The 14,221-nt window shown below is 55.5% G+C and carries 14 protein-coding genes; 13 read left to right on the top strand and 1 reads right to left on the bottom strand.

Annotated features, from left to right (window positions below):
* Nucleotides 1-32: 32 nt before the first annotated feature.
* Both tctD and ACCW76_RS07580 read left to right on the top strand, forming a co-directional pair.
* Nucleotides 33-704, top strand: a complete 672-nt coding sequence (gene tctD / locus ACCW76_RS07585; protein ID WP_436338188.1) for a transcriptional regulator TctD — start codon at nt 33-35, stop codon at nt 702-704.
* Entirely contained in the window at nt 695-2,071 is a 1,377-nt protein-coding gene (locus ACCW76_RS07580; RefSeq protein WP_436338187.1) for a sensor histidine kinase, read from the top strand. Before tctD ends, ACCW76_RS07580 begins: the two co-directional genes overlap by 10 nt.
* On the opposite strand, the gene ACCW76_RS07575 is transcribed toward ACCW76_RS07580, so the two are convergent.
* Nucleotides 2,058-2,963, bottom strand: coding sequence for a DMT family transporter (locus ACCW76_RS07575; protein WP_436338186.1), 906 nt, complete (start codon nt 2,961-2,963; stop codon nt 2,058-2,060). The genes ACCW76_RS07580 and ACCW76_RS07575 overlap by 14 nt on opposite strands.
* Nucleotides 2,964-3,058: 95 nt before the next feature.
* Here ACCW76_RS07575 and ACCW76_RS07570 point away from each other — a divergent pair, with 95 nt between their 5' ends.
* The 11 genes from ACCW76_RS07570 to ACCW76_RS07520 all read left to right on the top strand — a co-directional run bounded on the left by ACCW76_RS07570 (nt 3,059) and on the right by ACCW76_RS07520 (nt 13,969).
* Nucleotides 3,059-3,838, top strand: coding sequence for an AraC family transcriptional regulator (locus ACCW76_RS07570; protein ID WP_436338185.1), 780 nt, complete (start codon nt 3,059-3,061; stop codon nt 3,836-3,838).
* A 167-nt stretch (nt 3,839-4,005) separates the two neighbouring features.
* Nucleotides 4,006-5,130 (top strand): 4-phosphoerythronate dehydrogenase PdxB, encoded by a 1,125-nt coding sequence (gene pdxB / locus ACCW76_RS07565; RefSeq protein WP_436338184.1) that lies wholly within the window; start codon nt 4,006-4,008, stop codon nt 5,128-5,130.
* 102 nt (nt 5,131-5,232) lie between these two features.
* Complete coding sequence (locus tag ACCW76_RS07560) at nt 5,233-6,243, top strand: aspartate-semialdehyde dehydrogenase (protein ID WP_045813661.1); 1,011 nt, start codon at nt 5,233-5,235, stop codon at nt 6,241-6,243.
* On the top strand, nt 6,243-7,049 hold the full coding sequence (truA, locus tag ACCW76_RS07555) for a tRNA pseudouridine(38-40) synthase TruA (RefSeq protein WP_097116567.1): 807 nt from the start codon (nt 6,243-6,245) through the stop codon (nt 7,047-7,049). Before ACCW76_RS07560 ends, truA begins: the two co-directional genes overlap by 1 nt.
* Nucleotides 7,050-7,085: 36 nt before the next feature.
* Entirely contained in the window at nt 7,086-7,748 is a 663-nt protein-coding gene (locus ACCW76_RS07550) for a DedA family protein (protein WP_045813660.1), read from the top strand.
* Between the two features lie 132 nt (nt 7,749-7,880).
* Complete coding sequence (gene accD / locus ACCW76_RS07545) at nt 7,881-8,789, top strand: acetyl-CoA carboxylase, carboxyltransferase subunit beta (protein ID WP_034825118.1); 909 nt, start codon at nt 7,881-7,883, stop codon at nt 8,787-8,789.
* 190 nt (nt 8,790-8,979) lie between these two features.
* Complete coding sequence (gene folC, locus ACCW76_RS07540; protein WP_436338182.1) at nt 8,980-10,248, top strand: bifunctional tetrahydrofolate synthase/dihydrofolate synthase; 1,269 nt, start codon at nt 8,980-8,982, stop codon at nt 10,246-10,248.
* Nucleotides 10,238-10,993: a cell division protein DedD gene (gene dedD, locus ACCW76_RS07535; RefSeq protein WP_160869149.1), complete on the top strand. Its 756-nt coding sequence runs from the start codon at nt 10,238-10,240 to the stop codon at nt 10,991-10,993. Before folC ends, dedD begins: the two co-directional genes overlap by 11 nt.
* Before the next feature lie 251 nt (nt 10,994-11,244).
* A complete protein-coding gene (cvpA, locus tag ACCW76_RS07530; RefSeq protein WP_034825265.1) occupies nt 11,245-11,730 on the top strand; it encodes a colicin V production protein in 486 nt (161 codons plus the stop codon).
* Between the two features lie 36 nt (nt 11,731-11,766).
* Nucleotides 11,767-13,284: an amidophosphoribosyltransferase gene (gene purF / locus ACCW76_RS07525; RefSeq protein WP_034825114.1), complete on the top strand. Its 1,518-nt coding sequence runs from the start codon at nt 11,767-11,769 to the stop codon at nt 13,282-13,284.
* 115 nt (nt 13,285-13,399) lie between these two features.
* A complete protein-coding gene (locus ACCW76_RS07520) occupies nt 13,400-13,969 on the top strand; it encodes a UbiX family flavin prenyltransferase (protein ID WP_038645698.1) in 570 nt (189 codons plus the stop codon).
* Nucleotides 13,970-14,221 lie beyond the last annotated feature (252 nt).

The following is a 14,221-nucleotide window of genomic DNA, read 5'->3' as shown; positions in this document are numbered from 1 at the left end:
TTCAGCGTTCGGGAAAAATATCAGGATGTGATATGCGTCTCTTACTGGTGGAAGATACGGTTGACCTGGCCAGCTGGCTGCAAAAAGCCCTGACACAGAAAGGCTTTGCGGTAGATTGGGTCGCGGATGGCCTGGCGGCCGACCATGTGTTGCAGAGCGAAGACTATACGGTGGTGGTGCTGGATGTGTCGCTGCCGCGGTTGGATGGTTTGGCGGTGCTGGCGCGTTTGCGTAAGCGAGGGCAAACCACGCCAGTATTGTTGCTCACAGCCAAAAGCGCACTCGAACAGCGCGTACAGGGGCTTAATGCGGGCGCGGACGACTATCTCACTAAACCCTTTGAACTGGATGAGCTGGAGGCGCGCCTGCGTGCGCTGTTACGCCGCAGCCAGGGGCAAACCGCGCAATCACAGACCGTTGGACAACTGGAGCGTGACGGTGAAGGCTATTTTCTACTGAATCACAAACCGTTGATGCTCACCCCACGTGAATCCAGCGTACTCTCGACTTTGATGCAACGTCCTGGACGCCCGGTGTCACGCCAGCATCTTTATGAACAGACCTTTACCCTAACCGATGAAGCCAGCCTGGAAAGTATTGAGCTGTATGTGCATCGGGTGAGGAAAAAGCTGCAGGGCAGCGATGTTGCCATCGTGACGCTACGTGGGCTGGGATACAGTCTGGAGTGCCAGCCGTGCGCCTGAGCCATTCGCTGCGCGGTGAACTGCTGTTGTGGCTGGGCGCTCCGTTGATGTTGTTGTGGGGGTTGTCGGTTTATACCCATTACCAGAGTGCGCTGCAGGCGGCGAATCAAGCCTATGATCGCTCACTTCTCGCCTCGGCACGCACGGTGGCAGAAAGGCTGGTGGTGCGGCAGAACCATCTGGAGGTGGATGTGCCCTGGGTGGTGCTCGACAGCTTTGAGCGCAACATGAACGACCAGCTGTTCTATCAGGTGATTTCACCGGAAGGCAAAACCCTTTCAGGCTACCCCGATCTGCCCGCTTTACCGCGCAATGCGCCGCTTTCTGAAGCCTATCCCGCATTAGTGCACTTTTACGATGGCAGCTATCGTAAGCAGCCGATTCGTATTGCGGCGTTATGGCAACCGGTAAACGAGCAGGGCGTAGAGGGGATGGCGCTGGTTCTGGTAGCCGAAACCCTGAATTCTCGTCATGGGTTTGCGGAGGGATTACTGCGCACCGCTTTGATCAGTCAAAGCTTTCTGGTGTTGATTACTCTGTTGTTAGCCAGCTTGTTATTACGCAAAGTGTTGCGGCCGCTGCGCCGATTATCGCGCATCATGCTACGTCGTGCGCCTGGCGAATTGACGCCATTGCCGTCACTATTGCCCTGGTCGGAATTGCAGCCGTTAATTATTGCCTTTAATCGACATCTGGAACGACTGCGCGGTTTGCTGGCACGACAGGAACGTTTTAGTGCCGACGTTTCACACCAATTACGTACACCGCTCACCATTTTAAAAACGCAGGTTGGCGTTGCGCTTAACAGTGATGATCCTGCGCAGTGGCGGGAAAGTTTGCTCGGCATGCGCCACACGCTCAACGATACGGTGCAACTCACCGATCGGTTATTACAATTGGCACAAATCAAAGCCCGGCACGGTGAGGACAAGCCCTTTTCTCGGGTCAATTTGAATGAAATTGTGGAACAGGCTTGCTTCAGCAGCTATGCCGGCGCGCGCCACAAACACATCGATCTGGGGTTTGAAGGTGACATTCTCTGTGTTGTTCAAGGTGATGGCTTATTACTGGCCGAACTTTGTGCCAACCTGCTGGACAATGCGATTAAATACACACCAGAAGGTGGGATCGTCACGGCGCGATTGCGGGAGAAGCAGCTGGAAATTGAGGACAGCGGGCCGGGCATTAGTGCCGCGCAACAGCATCAGGCTTTGCAGCCGTTTGGTCGCCTGGATAATGCCAGCCAGCCCGGTGCGGGCATCGGGCTGGCGCTGGTCAAAGATATTTGTGCCTGGCACGGTGCGCAGTTGCTGCTGGATCGTAGCCCGCAACTGGGCGGGCTGCGCATCATCATCAGCTTTCGCTAAGCTGCACTGTGCCTTCACGTGGCTTGCGCAGGGGTGTTTTCAGGCGTTGCGCCAGAATCACACCGACTAAGGTCATCCCGCCACCTATCCAGTGATAAGCGTGCAACTGCTCATGCAGGAACATCACCGCGATAATGGCGGTAAACGCGGGTACAAAATTCATAAAAATGGTGGTGGTGCTGGCGCCCAGACGTTGCACGCCAAGGATCCACAAGAACGGCGCAATAATGGACGCGAATAGCCCGGCAAACAGCACCAGCGGAATGTTATGCAGATTCAGCGTGACGTCTGGTGCGCGCAAGAATCCAGGCAGTAACAGCAATACGCCAAAGAAAATCTGTACGTACAGGCTCTGCCAGGTCGGCAGAGGGATCGCCCAGCGTTTAGTCAGCACACCGTAAAGCGCATACGAGGTGGAAGCCGCCAGCATCATCAACTCGCCGTTGCCAAGACGCTGATTCAGTAACTGTGCCGGATTCCCTTCACTTACCAGCCAGACCAAACCGGCAAAGGACAACAGGCCACCAATTAAAATGCCGCGCGTCGGCGCAAGGCGTAAAACGAACAGGCTGAGCAGAATGGTCAGCAACGGAATCGTGGCGCCTAATATACCCATCATCACCGCCGACACGCTGTGGGCGGCATAGTAGGCGAGACTCTGATAAAGCACCATGCCCAACAGGCCGAGGATCAATAATCGCCACAGATTGGCCTTCACGGCGTGGCGATGGCGCCACACGCCGGGCAGGCAGAAGGGGGCCAGCACGATCAATGCCAGCAGCCAGCGATAAAAGGAGATGGCGGCAGGATCGATGCTCCCGGCAGAGAGTTTGCTGACAATGGTATTGATCGACCAGATCATGACCGCGATCAGCGGAAACAGTAAATTCATCGTACGACTCCTGAGTTTAATCGCGAATAGTTTACATTTGACCGGTTTTGTTTAGATAGTTAAAATCGGACAATATTCGTTAATGACCGGACAGAATGAATTTACAGATCGAGTATCAACCCCCCGTTGATGCCCCGCTGCTGCGCTATTTTATGCGCTACGAGCAGGCTAACGCGAAAACCGAATATCTGCCGCATCTTCACAGTTGGGGTCAGGTGATTTTCGTCACCAGCCACGTGCTTGAAATGGAAGTGGAAGGGGAACGGTTATTAACGCCAGCTGATATGCCGATTTGGATCCCGCCAGAACAACGGCACAGTAGCTATAACCATTGCCATGCCCAGTTTCGTACCTTCAACCTCGCCGCCGATCTCTGTGCGGGTATGCCCGACAATGCCTGTTTGCTGCACGTTGATGCGATTGTGCACGCCATCATGAATGACTTTGCGCAGCGCGAGTTGGAACAACCTCAGACCGAAGCGGACTGGCGATTGTGTGAGGTCTTAATTGATCGTCTGCGCCAGGCACCGGTGCACACCAGTTATTTGCCCCTGTCGGACGACAAATTCCTCGCGCCGATTTTGCGTGCCCTGGAGGAAAATCCCGGTGACAACACCACGCTGGCACAATGGGCGAAGCGCGTGTTCACCACCGAGCGTACGCTGGCGCGACGTTGTCAGCAGCAGTTGAAAATGTCTTTCAGCGAATGGCGCCAGCGTTTACGGTTTTTGCGGGCCATTGCACTCCTGGAGCAGGGCTGCAGCGTGCAGGGCATTGCACACGAACTCGGCTATAGCTCGTCATCAGCCTTGATTGTGATGTTCCAGCAGCAGGCCGGCACCACGCCGGATCGCTACCGCAGCCGGTTAAGTTGAAATGGGTTAGACCTGAAATCATTCGCGTCGCAGAAAGGCGGCAAAGGTGTGGGGCCCTTGGTCAGTAACGGGGGGTATCTACGCAGCCAACGTATCTGTGGCTTGAAGTATGACGGGTATATGTAAGAATACGCGCCTCAAACGCCTCAGCAGACAGGACCGCCGCAGTGAAAATTCTCGTCGATGAAAACATGCCTTACGCTCGTGAACTCTTCAGTCGCACTGGTGAAGTATTGGCCGTGCCTGGACGTCCGTTACCCGAAGCAGAGTTGCAGGATGCCAGCGGACTGATGGTGCGCTCGGTGACCAAAGTGAATGCGGCGCTGCTGGCCGGTACGCCGGTGAAGTTCGTGGGTACCGCCACGGCTGGCACTGATCATGTGGACGATGCTTCTTTGGCGGCCGCCGGAATCGCCTTTTCGGCGGCACCTGGCTGTAACGCGATTGCGGTGGTGGAGTATGTCTTCTCCTCATTGCTGCTGCTGGCCGAGCGCGATGGTTTTGAACTGCGCGATCGTACCGTGGGGATTGTCGGTGTTGGCAATGTGGGGGGGCGTCTGCAAAAACGTCTTGAAGCCTGGGGAGTGAAAACCCTGCTGTGCGATCCGCCGCGTGCGGATCGCGGCGATCAGGAAACGTTCCACTCGCTGGATGAGCTGGTGGCGCAGGCCGATATTCTGACCTTCCATACGCCGCTGTTTAAAGACGGCCCCTATAAAAGCTGGCATCTTGCCGACATGGCATTGCTGATGGCACTCAAACCCAACACCATCCTGATCAACGCCTGCCGAGGCCCGGTGGTCGATAACGCCGCGCTTTTGGAAGTGTTGAAAATGCGCAGCGACCTCAGCGTGGTGCTGGATGTGTGGGAGCCGGAGCCGGATCTGAACCTCGATCTGCTGGATAAAGTGGATATCGCCACGGCACACATTGCGGGCTATACGCTGGAAGGCAAAGCGCGCGGCACGACACAAGTATTTGAAGCCTGGTGCGCGTTTATTGGTCAGCCGCAACAGGTGGCGCTGGAGAGTCTGCTGCCTGCACCGGAATTTGGCACCATTACGCTGCACGGCAAGCTCGATCAGCCAACGCTGAAACGACTGGTGCACCTGGTGTATGATGTGCGCCGCGACGATGCGCCACTGCGAAAAGTGGCTGCCAAACCGGGCGAGTTTGATCGCCTGCGCAAGCAGTATGAAGAGCGTCGTGAATGGTCATCGCTACAGGTAAAATGTGATGATGCCGACAGCGCCGCGATGCTGGAAAAGCTCGGTTTCCGCGCCAGTTTGTAAAGTTAAATCAATCCCCTGCGTTTTCGCGCGGGAAAAGTCTTAAATGTCAGGCGGTGTCATCACCGCCTTCTGTTTTTATGTCATTGTCTGGAGTAAACCAACATGTCTGACGGCTGGAATATTGCGCTATTGGGCGCAACAGGCGCAGTAGGGAACGCTGTACTGGAATTGCTGGCAGAACGCCAGTTCCCGGTTGGTGAATTGTATCTGCTGGCGAGCGAAAACAGCGCCGGTGAAAGTGTGCGTTTTGATGGTCGCACCCTGCGCGTGCAGGATGCGGCTGAATTTGACTGGACTCAGGCGCAGCTGGCGTTTTTCGCTGCCGGACGTGAAGCTTCCGCGCGCTACGCGGATGAAGCCGCAAGCCAGGGTTGCCTGGTGATCGACAGCAGCGATCTGTTCGCGCTGGAGCCGGATGTCCCGCTGGTGGTGCCGGATGTGAACCCACAGGTGCTGGCCGATTATCGCAATCGCAACATCGTGACGGTGGCCGATGCGCTGGTCAGCCAGCTGTTAAGCGCTATCAAACCGTTGGTGGATACTGCGGGTTTAAGCCGTTTGCAGGTGACCAATTTGATTTCGGTTTCCAGCCACGGTAAAGCGGCAGTGGATGGCCTGGCGGGCGAAAGCGCGCGCTTGCTGAATGGTGTACCGGCAGATGAGCACTATTTTGGTCGTCAGTTGGCGTTCAACCTGTTACCGCAGCTAGCGGATAGCCATGGCAGCGTGGAGAGTGAACGTCGTCTGGTGGATCAAGTGCGCAAAGTGCTGCAGGACGAAGGCTTGCCGATTGCCGTCAGCAGCGTGCAGGCGCCGGTGTTTTACGGCAACACGCAGATTGTGCATGTCGAAAATTTACGTCCGCTGTCAGCCGAAGAAGCGCGAGATGAACTGGATCGTGCCGAGGACATTAACCTCAGCGCAGACGGTGAATACCCGACGCCCGTCAGCGATGCATCAGGTAATGATGCGCTGAGCATTGGCAACGTGCGTAATGATTACGGTCTCCCTGAGCTACTGCAATTCTGGTCCGTGGCTGACAACGTTCGCTTCGGCGGCGCACTGATGGCAGTAAAAACCGCTGAGAAATTGGTGCAGGAGTACTTCTATTAATGTTGTCTGAAGAAACGACATTTAAGCTGGCGTTAGGCATTGAGTACGACGGCAGCCGTTACTACGGCTGGCAGCGACAGAACGAAGTGCGCAGCGTGCAGGAAAAGCTGGAGAAAGCGCTGTCGAAAGTGGCGAATCATCCGGTGGTGGTGTTCTGCGCCGGACGCACGGATGCCGGTGTGCACGGTACCGGGCAAGTGGTGCATTTCGAAACCACCTCGCAGCGCGCCGACAGCGCCTGGACGCTGGGTGTGAACGCCAATTTACCTGACGACATCGCCGTACGTTGGGTGAAAGCGGTGCCGGAAGAATTTCATGCCCGCTTTAGCGCCACGGCGCGTCGTTACCGCTATGTGATTTTCAATCAGCGGCTGCGACCGGCGATTCTTGGCAACGGCATCACCCATTTTTATCATCCGCTGGATGTCGAGAAAATGCAGCGTGCCGGTCAGTGTTTAATTGGCGAGAACGACTTTACCTCGTTCCGTGCGGTGCAGTGCCAGTCGCGCACGCCGTGGCGCAACGTGATGCACCTGAACGTCACACGTTACGGGCCTTATGTGATTGTCGATATCAAAGCCAACGCGTTCGTGCACCACATGGTGCGCAATATTGTCGGCAGCCTGATGGAAATTGGCTGCGGCAACCAGCCGGAAAGCTGGATGGCTGAGTTGCTGGCGGCAAAAGATCGTACTCTGGCGGCAGCGACCGCTAAAGCCGAGGGGTTGTATTTGGTGGCGGTGGATTACCCATCCCACTTTGCGTTACCTCAGCCTGCGTTGGGGCCTTTGTTCCTCGCAGATTAATTTAAATGAGTAAGGATGTTTGGGAGCCGGAACATTATGGAATTCATCCACTTTTTGATCGACTTTATTCTCCATATTGATGTGCATTTAGCCGAACTGGTGGCGCAGTACGGCGTCTGGATTTACGCCATTCTGTTCCTGATCCTGTTCTGCGAAACCGGCCTCGTGGTCACACCTTTCCTGCCAGGGGATTCGTTACTGTTTGTTGCTGGTGCGCTGGCGGCTCTGCCCGGTAACGATCTCAACGTGCATTTAATGGTCACGCTGCTGGTGATTGCTGCCATCCTCGGTGATGCGGTGAACTACACTATTGGTCGGTTGTTCGGAGAAAAGCTATTCAGTAATCCGAACTCAAAAATTTTCCGTCGCAGCTATCTGGATAAAACCCACGCGTTCTACGATCGCCACGGTGGCAAAACCATTATACTTGCGCGCTTTGTACCAATCGTGCGAACCTTTGCCCCCTTTGTGGCGGGGATGGGACACATGTCTTATCGCCACTTTGCGCTCTTCAACGTCTCGGGCGCGCTGCTGTGGGTGCTGCTGTTCTCCTATGCCGGATACAAGTTTGGTGATTTGCCGGTGGTGCAGGAGAACCTGAAACTGCTGATTGTGGGCATTATTGTGGTCTCAATTTTGCCAGGCGTGATTGAAGTATGGCGCCATCGCCGTCAGGCACGTCAGCAGAAGCCACAGTAAGCCCGTCACCAGATTTTTATCCACAGCGTGAACGGGTTGTGGTTTAATGAGCGACATTTACGACCTGCTGAAGGTGATTTCAGCAGTCACAAGAAGACTGGACCAGGTCAGCATTAAACAGAAAGGTCATCAATGAGCTGGATTGAACGCATACTGAATAAAAGCACCACCACGCCAACGCGCAAAGCCAGTATCCCGGAAGGGGTCTGGACCAAATGCGATAGCTGTGGTCAGGTGCTGTACCGCGCCGAACTGGAGCGTAATCTTGAGGTCTGCCCGAAGTGCGACCACCACATGCGCATGCACGCCCGTGAGCGTCTGCACACCATGCTGGATGAAGGTTCTCTGGTTGAATTAGGCAGCGAGCTGGAACCGAAGGATCTGTTGAAGTTCCGCGATTCCAAGAAGTACAAAGATCGTCTGGTTGCCGCGCAGAAAGACACCGGTGAGAAAGATGCGCTGATCGCCATGAAAGGGACGCTGCACGGAATGCCCGTGGTGGCGGTAGCCTTTGAGTTCTCCTTTATGGGCGGCTCAATGGGTTCTGTGGTTGGCGCGCGCTTCGTGCGTGGCGTTGAGCAGGCACTGGAAGATAACTGCCCGCTGATCTGCTTCTCTGCGAGTGGCGGTGCCCGTATGCAGGAAGCGTTGCAGTCGCTGATGCAGATGGCAAAAACCAGCGCAGCGCTGGCGAAAATGCAGGAGCGCGGCTTGCCGTACATCTCCGTGCTGACCGACCCAACCATGGGCGGTGTCTCTGCCAGCTTCGCGATGCTGGGCGATTTGAACGTCGCAGAGCCGAAAGCACTGATCGGCTTTGCCGGCCCACGCGTTATCGAACAGACCGTGCGTGAAAAACTGCCACCGGGCTTCCAGCGCAGTGAGTTCCTGATCGAAAAAGGCGCGATCGACATGATCATCCGTCGTCCGGAAATGCGCTTTAAGCTGGCCAGCCTGCTGGCGAAAATGATGAACCTGCCAGCGCCGCTGCAGGATGGTGATCAGCCTTCTACGGCTGTGCCGGAGAGCAACGAGGCCTGACAGGCAACGAAAAGCGGTGGTTAACGCTTTTCACCAATGAACCGTAAACACCCTGTCATTCGAGTTGCAGCAAGGCGGCAAACGAATGAATCCCCCGGCAGCTTACTCAGTAAGGGACCGGGGGGGGATTGAGTGCAGCCCACGCCGCTGCGGCTTGAATGACGATGTGTAAGATGAGTAAACGGGACACATGGACACTCTGCAGCTTCCTCAAGCCACGTCGCCTTTGGCCACGTGGCTTCATTATCTTGAACATCTGCATTCTCAGGCCATCGAATTGGGTCTGGATCGTATTCAACGCGTCGCCGCACGCCTTGACCTGCTAAAACCCGCTCCGTTTATCTTCACTGTTGCCGGCACCAATGGCAAAGGGACCACCTGCCGCACGCTGGAAACGCTGTTGATGGCAGCGGGCTATCGCGTGGGCGTGTACAGCTCGCCGCATCTGGTGCGCTACACCGAACGCGTACGCGTGCAGGGCTCCGAGCTGGATGAAGCGCTGCACAGCGCCAGCTTCGCCAGTATTGAAGCCGGACGCGGTGACATTTCACTCACCTACTTTGAATTCGGCACCCTCTCCGCACTGAATCTGTTCCGTGAGGCCAATCTTGATGTGGTGATCCTCGAAGTGGGTCTGGGCGGACGTCTTGACGCCACTAACATCGTGGATGCGGATGTTGCGGTGATCACCAGCATCGCGCTCGATCACACCGATTGGCTGGGACCGGATCGCGAAAGCATTGGCCGGGAAAAAGCCGGCGTGTTCCGCGGCGGCAAACCGGCGGTCGTGGGTGAGGCGGATATGCCGCACACCATCGCCGAAGTCGCGACAGAGAAGGGCGCGCAGTTACTGCAAATCAATCGCGACTGGCAGTGGCAGAAACAGGAAAACAGCTGGACGTTACAGGATGCACACGGTGAGCTGAAAGACCTGCCGTTGCCGCAGGTGCCGTTACCCAATGCGGCGACTGCACTGACCGCGCTGCGCGCATCAGGACTCAACGTCAGCGAAGCCGTGATTCGCGAACATCTGCCTTTAGCGATTCTGCCCGGGCGCTTCCAGACGGTGAGTGAAAGCCCGCGCGTGATTCTCGATGTGGCGCACAATCCGCATGCCGCGCATTATCTGGCTTCGCGTCTGGCGGAGTTGCCGAAAAGCGGTAAAGTGCATGCAGTGGTCGGCATGTTGCATGACAAAGACATCGCGGGGACGCTGGCCGCGCTGGCACCGCAGGTGGATAGCTGGTTCTGTGCACCGCTTGACGGTCCGCGTGGCGCCACCGCCGATGAACTGATCGCCCACCTTGAAGGTGGCAATGCGTATGATAACGTCGATGCAGCATGGCAGGCCGCGCGTCAGCAAGCCGCGCCTGAGGATGTGATTCTGGTGTGTGGTTCTTTCCACACCGTTGCACAGATTATGGAATCGATGTCAGCGGAGAATGGCAGTGGCAAGTAAGTTTCAAAATCGCTTAGTCGGTACCGTCATTTTGGTGGCGATTGGCGTCATCGTGCTGCCGGGGCTGCTCGACGGCAAGAAAAAGCATTATAAAGAAGAGTTCGCGGCGATTCCGCTGGTGCCAAAGCCGGACGATCAGCAGGATAGCGAAATGGTGCCGCCGGTGACGCAACCGCTCCCGGCGCAGCCGCCGGAAGGGGCGAGCACGGCGCAAACCCCGGATAACGGTAAAGCCAGCAGCTCGGCCAGCAATGGCAATGCGCAACCGGTGCAGAACAGCGAGCCTACGCTGGTGACACCGCCGCCGGTGCATCAGCAGACGAAGCCGGTTGAGCAGCCGAAGCCGAAAGTGGTCGAACAGCCCAAACCTAAACCGGTTGAACAGCCGAAACCAAAACCGGTCGAGCAACCCAAACCAAAAGTGGTAGAACAGCCGAAACCGGTTGAGCAGCCAAAAGCGGTCGAAACACCGAAACAGAGTGAACCGGAAGCGGCTCCTGCGGGGCAGGCGTTTGTGGTTCAGCTGGGTGCGCTAAAGAACGCGGCCAAGGTCAGTGAGATCGTGGCGCAACTGCGTCTGTCGGGATATCGTGCCTTTACCGTGCCATCCACGCCGGTACAGGGACAAATCACGCGCATTTACGTGGGTCCGGATGCCTCAAAAGCGAAGCTGCAGAGTTCGCTGAGTGAGTTACAAAGCATCTCCGGGCTCGGTGGCGTGGTGAAACCGTACGGCACGCGTTAATGCTGTGATAAGCCGCGCCGATAGCAGTAAAAGGCGCGGTATAGCACAAGCAGTTAAGCGAAAATGTTGTGGTAAAGCTGTTTTATATCAGTGAGTTAAATTGCTGATTTTACTCAGGGCGAGGAAAGTTTTTTTCATCGCCCTTTTTATGGATACAGAACCGGAAAACCCTACGCAAACGTTTTCTTTTTCTGTTAGAATGCGCCCCGAACTGGATGCAGGGGTGCATAAGCACTGGGTTGGAAGCGTTCATGATCTGGATTGATTACGTCATTATTGCGGTAGTTGGTTTTTCGGCTCTGGTCAGCCTGATTCGTGGGTTTGTCCGGGAAGCCTTATCTCTCGTTACCTGGGGATGCGCGTTTTTTGTCGCCAGTCATTACTACACCTACCTTGCAGTCTGGTTTACAGGTTTTGACGACGAACTGGTTCGCAACGGCATCGCGATAGCGGTGTTATTCGTTGCCACCCTGATTGTGGGTGCCATCGTGAACTATGTGATCGGCTCGCTGGTGGAAAAAACCGGCTTGTCGGGAACCGACAGGGTGTTGGGGGTCTGTTTCGGGGCGTTGCGTGGCGTGCTGATTGTTTCCGCTATGCTCTTCTTCCTCGATACATTCACCGGCTTTTCCAAAAGCCCGGACTGGCAACAGTCGCAACTCATTCCCCAGTTCAGTTACATCATCAGGTGGTTTTTCGATTACCTGAAAAGCACGTCCAGTTTTATACCCCGGTAACGCCACCGGGAGTGCGGCCAATGAGGAAATGACAACATGTGCGGTATTGTTGGTATCACCGGTTTTATGCCAGTAAACCAGTCGATCTATGACGCGTTAACGGTGCTGCAGCACCGCGGGCAAGATGCCGCCGGCATTTGTACCATCGATGCGCTTAACTGCTTCCGTCTGCGTAAAGCGAATGGCCTGGTGAGCGATGTCTTCGAAGCACGCCACATGCAGCGTTTGCAGGGTAATATCGGGATTGGCCATGTTCGCTATCCAACCGCGGGCAGCTCCAGCGCTTCTGAAGCGCAGCCTTTCTACGTAAACTCCCCGTATGGCATTACGCTGGCGCACAACGGCAACCTGACCAACGCGCACGAACTGCGTAAGCATCTGTTCGAAGTGGGTCGTCGTCACGTTAACACCACCTCTGATTCTGAAATCCTGCTGAACATCTTTGCGCAGGAGCTCGACCGTTTCCAGCATGACCCGCTGGAAGCTGACAACATTTTTGCTGCGGTAGCGGCAGTGCACCAACAGGTGCGCGGCGCTTACGCAGTGGTTTCGATGATTATTGGCCATGGTTTAGTCGCGTTCCGCGATCCAAACGGGATTCGCCCATTAGTTCTGGGTAAACGCGTGATTGCTGATGGTCGCACCGAATATATGGTGGCGTCTGAAAGCGTGGCACTGGATACGTTAGGCTTCGAGTTCATCCGCGATGTGGCGCCTGGTGAAGCGGTGTACATCACCGAGCAGGGCCAGCTCTCCACGCGCCAGTGTGCTGAGAATCCAAAAACCAACCCATGCCTGTTCGAATACGTCTACTTTGCGCGTCCAGACTCCTTCCTTGATAAGGTGTCGGTCTACAGCGCACGTGTGCGTATGGGCACCAAACTCGGTCAGAAAATTGCCCGCGAATGGGAAGATCTGGATATCGACGTGGTCATTCCGATCCCGGAAACCTCCACTGATGCCGCGCTGGAAATCGCCCGTATTCTCGACAAGCCATACCGTCAGGGCTTCGTGAAAAACCGCTATGTGGGCCGCACCTTTATCATGCCGGGCCAGCATATGCGTCGTAGCGCGATTCGCCGTAAGTTGAATGCCAACCGTGCCGAGTTCCGTGATAAGAACGTGCTGCTGGTCGATGACTCCATCGTGCGCGGCACCACTTCTGAGCAGATCATTGAAATGGCGCGCGAAGCCGGTGCAAAACGCGTTTACCTGGCGTCTGCCGCGCCGGAAATTCGTTTCCCGAACGTCTACGGTATCGACATGCCAAGCGCTACCGAACTGATCGCGCATGGTCGTGAAGTGGAAGAGATTCGTCAGCTGATCAAAGCCGATGCGCTGATCTTCCAGGACCTCGATGATCTGATCGAAGCAGTACGTGAAGAGAATCCGGATATCGCACAGTTTGAGTGCTCGGTATTCAACGGCGTTTACGTCACCAAAGATGTCGACCAGCAGTACCTCGAGTATTTGCAGTCACTGCGTAATGATGATGCGAAAGCGATTCAGCGTCAGAACGAAGTGGAAGGTCTGGAGCTGCATAACGAAGGCTAACTGCCTCGTGGTGCTTATCTTTAACAGGGCGGGGGAGACTCCGCCCTGTTTGTTTTTGTATTTTTGTTCAGTGAGCGGCTATCATTGCCGCAATCTGAACGGGTAGGGCTGAATAATGAAACGACTGATCATTGGTATTTCCGGCGCCAGTGGCGCGATCTACGGCGTGCGATTGTTGCAAGTGCTGCAACCTTTGGCCGATGTGGAAACCCATTTGGTGATCAGTCCGGCTGCGCGTCAGACGTTATCGCTGGAAACGGATTACAGCCTGCGTGATGTGCAAGCACTGGCTGATGTGGTGCATGACGTACGTGATATCGCGGCCAGCATCTCATCCGGTTCCTTCAAGACACTCGGTATGGTGATTTTACCCTGTTCAATGAAAACCCTTTCCGGCATCGTGCACAGCTACAGTGATAGTTTGCTGACGCGCGCCGCCGATGTGGTGCTGAAGGAGCAGCGTAAACTGGTCCTGTGCGTGCGCGAAACGCCGCTGCATCTTGGGCATTTACGCATGATGACCACTGCCGCGGAATTGGGCGCACTGATCATGCCACCGGTGCCCGCTTTCTATCACCGCCCACAAAAAATTGAAGATTTGGTCGATCAAACCGTCAATCGCGTCATCGATCAATTCGATATTGAGCTGCCGCAAGACCTGTTTACCCGTTGGCATGGCGCATAATGGTGCAATTTTGCACTAACTGTGTGCAATTTCGCGTGCCCGATCACTCTTCGTGCATCTTGTGCACCAAAAGTTAACAATGTCGCTTTTTCTTCCTCACGCCGCTGTTATATTTCCCTCACAAACTAAGTGCTTGCGCCCCTGAAGGGCGCGGTATTTAGTGCGCCTGAGCACGCTTTCGCCGTTTTGCATAACTGGCATGAAACCTGCAAATCATTCAGCGCAAACACACATCACGACCATATAACAATA

This window comes from Pantoea sp. C8B4, from assembly GCF_051336905.1.
GTDB classification, from domain to species: Bacteria; Pseudomonadota; Gammaproteobacteria; order Enterobacterales; family Enterobacteriaceae; genus Pantoea; species Pantoea rwandensis_B.
The sequence above is the reverse complement of the archived record's forward strand: the minus strand, read 5'-3'. Positions and strand labels throughout refer to the sequence as shown.

Excerpts from the sequence above, each read along its gene's own strand:
- ACCW76_RS07520 (WP_038645698.1), top strand. The coding sequence starts at position 13,400 with ATGAAACGACTGATCATTGGTATTTCCGGCGCCAGTGGCGCGATCTAC.
- ACCW76_RS07560 (WP_045813661.1), top strand. The coding sequence starts at position 5,233 with ATGTCTGACGGCTGGAATATTGCGCTATTGGGCGCAACAGGCGCAGTA.
- cvpA (WP_034825265.1), top strand. The coding sequence starts at position 11,245 with ATGATCTGGATTGATTACGTCATTATTGCGGTAGTTGGTTTTTCGGCT.
- ACCW76_RS07575 (WP_436338186.1), bottom strand. The coding sequence starts at position 2,963 with ATGAATTTACTGTTTCCGCTGATCGCGGTCATGATCTGGTCGATCAAT.
- accD (WP_034825118.1), top strand. The coding sequence starts at position 7,881 with ATGAGCTGGATTGAACGCATACTGAATAAAAGCACCACCACGCCAACG.
- purF (WP_034825114.1), top strand. The coding sequence starts at position 11,767 with ATGTGCGGTATTGTTGGTATCACCGGTTTTATGCCAGTAAACCAGTCG.
- ACCW76_RS07550 (WP_045813660.1), top strand. The coding sequence starts at position 7,086 with ATGGAATTCATCCACTTTTTGATCGACTTTATTCTCCATATTGATGTG.
- folC (WP_436338182.1), top strand. The coding sequence starts at position 8,980 with ATGGACACTCTGCAGCTTCCTCAAGCCACGTCGCCTTTGGCCACGTGG.
- truA (WP_097116567.1), top strand. The coding sequence starts at position 6,243 with ATGTTGTCTGAAGAAACGACATTTAAGCTGGCGTTAGGCATTGAGTAC.
- tctD (WP_436338188.1), top strand. The coding sequence starts at position 33 with ATGCGTCTCTTACTGGTGGAAGATACGGTTGACCTGGCCAGCTGGCTG.
- ACCW76_RS07570 (WP_436338185.1), top strand. The coding sequence starts at position 3,059 with ATGAATTTACAGATCGAGTATCAACCCCCCGTTGATGCCCCGCTGCTG.